The organism is Synechococcus sp. R6-10 (genome assembly GCF_047461815.1).
Classification (GTDB): Bacteria; Cyanobacteriota; Cyanobacteriia; order Thermostichales; family Thermostichaceae; genus Thermostichus.
In genome coordinates, this window is record NZ_JANSHW010000211.1 from 1 (window position 1) to 3,053 (window position 3,053).

Genomic DNA, 3,053 nt, shown 5'->3' on the forward strand with positions numbered 1-3,053 from the left:
ATCCAGATGCCCCCCATGGCCTCTACATCCCCCCCCGCCGAGATCTGCGCCTCTTGGTCATCAGTGACATGAACGGCATCTACGGCTCGGTGGAATACGACCCAGAGGTGGATCGGGGCATCGGCCTCATCCCCTATCTTCAGCCGGATATTGTTTTGGGAGGAGGAGATATGGTGGCCGGTCAGGATCCCCGCCTGTCGGAGGAGCGCATTCGCGCCATGTGGGCAGCCTTCGACCGGCATGTGGCTGGCCCAATCCGTGCGGCCAAACTTCCCTACGGCTTTACCTTGGGCAATCACGATGCTTCCTGTGCCCGCACCACGCGGGGCGGCTTTCTCTTTCAAAAAGAACGGGATCTGGCCCGCGAGTTTTGGAACGATCCGGCCCACGACCCAGGTTTGAACTTTGTGGATCGGGGGGACTTTCCCTTCTACTACACCTTTGAAAAAGACGATGTGTTTTACCTAGTCTGGGATGCCACCTGCAATTACATCCCGCCCGAACAAATGGCCTGGGCGGAAGCGGCTCTGGCCAGCGAACGGGCTCAGAAGGCCAAGTTGCGCATTGTCATCGGCCATCTGCCCCTCTACGCCATCACTGTCGGGCGCGACGATCCGGGAGAAGTGCTGCTGGAGGCGGATGCCAAACGGGCTCTGCTGGAGAAGTACCGCGTCCACACCTACATCAGCGGCCACGACCACGGCTACTACCCTGGCCACAAAGGGCAACTGCAACTGCTTCACTGCGGCATTCTCGGCTCTGGCCCTCGTCCCCTCTTGGGCAGCCCTCTGCCCCCCCGCAAGACCCTCACCCTTATCGACGTGGATTTCGAGAGCCCAGATGTTACCTATTACACTACCTATCACATGCGGGATCTGAGCGTGATCGACCAAGCAGAGCTGCCCCGTTTCATCACTGGGCACAATGGCTTGGTGCTGCGCCGCGACGTCAATTGGGACAACCTCACCCCCCAAGAAATCGCCACCTGCCAAGCTCGTATTGGATCCCTGTGTCGGGATTAACGTCTCCGTCTTGGCAAAAGATTGATGAGCCGTTTGTAGATGCTCTCGCGAGGGTTCTGCACACTTCGCGAGCAGCCCAGGCTTTTCAACAGATGATTCAAAGCAGCTTTTTCCAGCAACACCAGCCATAGCCGGTGCAACTGTGTCTCTCGCATAACGGATCCCAGTGATTGATTTCAGCGAAACTGTGGAGAGCTTGTGAAGAAAGTGGTAACTGTACCACCGGCCTATACCTCACAGACTTGCCACAAATGCTTGCCCATTCATCCCGACTCTGGTAAGTCGTACCGGGATGGGAAGGGATTTAAGTGCGGGCATTGTGGTTGGGAAGGGGATGCTGATTTTAACGGTGCAAATGTGATTGCGCTTTTGGGGGCTGCTGTAAACCAGCCTAGAGGTCAAGCCTACGGCTCGCTTCGCGAACGTGGTTGGCTTGCCAACTACAGGGCTACCGAAAGCCTGCCCTGTACTGCGAAGCAGTCAGGGTCGGGTAGTTTACATGACCTATTTCCGAGAGCTGGACAAATCTTGGTACCTGACTCAAGCGGGCTTGGCGGAGTACCTCGATACCCTCAGCGAACTCACGGAACGCTTGGAAGGTTTGCAGTCTTTTGCCAATCTCTGTGAACAGGCCAATCAGAAGAATCCGTATCAACTGATCCCTTCTGAACCGGAAGGTCTGTATTTGCTTGCCTTCGAGTGAGATGCTGCCAAACTGGTTGATTGTCGCGCCTTTCCCCTGCCATCGAATCCATCAGCAGCCGCAGCGCAAAACTCCTGCTACCCTGGTTGAATGATGGTTTCGTTCCTGGTTGAGGTAGAGGGGAATTTGACAGATGAGCAGGTGCGGGAGGGATTCCACGCCCTCTCTGACCCGATTCGCCTGCGCGTGCTGCAACTGCTGCAGGGGCGTGAGTTGTGTGTTTGTGATCTCTGCGAGGAGCTGAAGGTGAGCCAATCCAAGCTCTCGTTTCACCTAAAAACCCTGCGGGATGCGAAATTGGTCAATGCTCGCCAGCAGGGGCGCTGGATTTACTACAGCCTCAACCCACCCGGTTTTCAGCTCCTGCAGCATTTTTTGGATAGATTGGGGCAAGCTGGCCCTGTCAAGGCCGCAGTTCCCTGTGTGGAAGACCTCTAAGGCGCGCAGGGATCCCAAAATGTCCCTAGAAAAACTGTCGGATCCCGCCCTTGTACATTCCGAAGACGGGCTTGCTGCAACACAAGAAATTACAGATGTGGATGGTGTTCCCTGCTGGCAACCCCAGGGATCCCGGCGGGTCAACTCGGAGAAAATGAGGATCCCATCTCCTAAAATCCATCAAAGTTCCCTGACACCAGCTCCCCTGTTGCTTAGTTAGGATTGATACAAGAGAGGTGGGAACAACATGATACGTGAACAGCGAGAAGAGTTGGAACGCATCCACCGAGCACACCTGTGGAATCGCCTCAAGGAGCGGGTGAAACGCGCCCAGTTGAATCCATCTCTGCTGGCTTTGCTGGCACGAGAGGCTTTTGAGTTGGGCTTCCCCCTTCCCTCTTTATCTGACCAACCCCAGGTCAATTCCCCTGCTGAGCAGCCCCAAGATGGAAGTCATCATCGCCGCACAAGGCCTCCGGCCCGCTGGCGCGAACGGTGAGTCCACCCTCTCTTCTGGCCGAGAAAGCGGGCAGCCACGATCATAGGAGAATTTCTCTCCAGAGACTCTCAAAGCAGCTAGTCTAGGCAATGATTTTGAATAAATCAGAGCCCATGATGAACACCGCCGAAGCCCTTCAGATTCTCAACCTTCCGCCGGACGCAACCGAGCGGCAGATCCGGGGGCGACTGTTTCAGGAATACCAAACCCTCAGTACTGCCCTCGCAGAACTGGAGGACGAGCGACAAAGACCCTTGCTAGAGGCGCAACTGGCGCGGCTGAATGAGGCGCGGGATGTATTGCTTAGCGGGGGATCCCAGGCTGAGAAGGGGTTGTCTTGGGTTAGCCCAGAAGACTTGCCCCCCCAGGTGATTGTGCTGCTTTACCAAGC

The 3,053-nt window shown here is 56.1% G+C and carries 4 protein-coding genes and 2 pseudogenes; all 6 read left to right on the forward strand.

Annotation, left to right across the window (positions count from 1 at the left end; all coding sequences use genetic code 11):
* On the forward strand, positions 1-1,022 hold a 1,022-nt coding region (locus tag NW837_RS06720; protein ID WP_414330070.1), incomplete at its 5' end, for a metallophosphoesterase family protein.
* A 207-nt stretch (positions 1,023-1,229) separates the two neighbouring features.
* Positions 1,230-1,481, forward strand: a pseudogene (locus tag NW837_RS06725) (zinc ribbon domain-containing protein); the annotation flags it as partial.
* Between the two features lie 40 nt (positions 1,482-1,521).
* A complete protein-coding gene (locus NW837_RS06730) occupies positions 1,522-1,725 on the forward strand; it encodes a hypothetical protein (RefSeq protein WP_414330078.1) in 204 nt (67 codons plus the stop codon).
* A 93-nt stretch (positions 1,726-1,818) separates the two neighbouring features.
* Positions 1,819-2,163: an ArsR/SmtB family transcription factor gene (locus NW837_RS06735; protein ID WP_414330075.1), complete on the forward strand. Its 345-nt coding sequence runs from the start codon at positions 1,819-1,821 to the stop codon at positions 2,161-2,163.
* Between the two features lie 247 nt (positions 2,164-2,410).
* Positions 2,411-2,662, forward strand: coding sequence for a hypothetical protein (locus NW837_RS06740; RefSeq protein WP_414330072.1), 252 nt, complete (start codon positions 2,411-2,413; stop codon positions 2,660-2,662).
* 89 nt (positions 2,663-2,751) lie between these two features.
* Positions 2,752-3,053 (forward strand): annotated as a pseudogene (locus tag NW837_RS06745) (DUF3110 domain-containing protein); the annotation flags it as partial.

Excerpts from the sequence above, each read along its gene's own strand:
- NW837_RS06735 (WP_414330075.1), top strand. The coding sequence starts at position 1,819 with ATGGTTTCGTTCCTGGTTGAGGTAGAGGGGAATTTGACAGATGAGCAG.
- NW837_RS06730 (WP_414330078.1), top strand. The coding sequence starts at position 1,522 with ATGACCTATTTCCGAGAGCTGGACAAATCTTGGTACCTGACTCAAGCG.
- NW837_RS06740 (WP_414330072.1), top strand. The coding sequence starts at position 2,411 with ATGATACGTGAACAGCGAGAAGAGTTGGAACGCATCCACCGAGCACAC.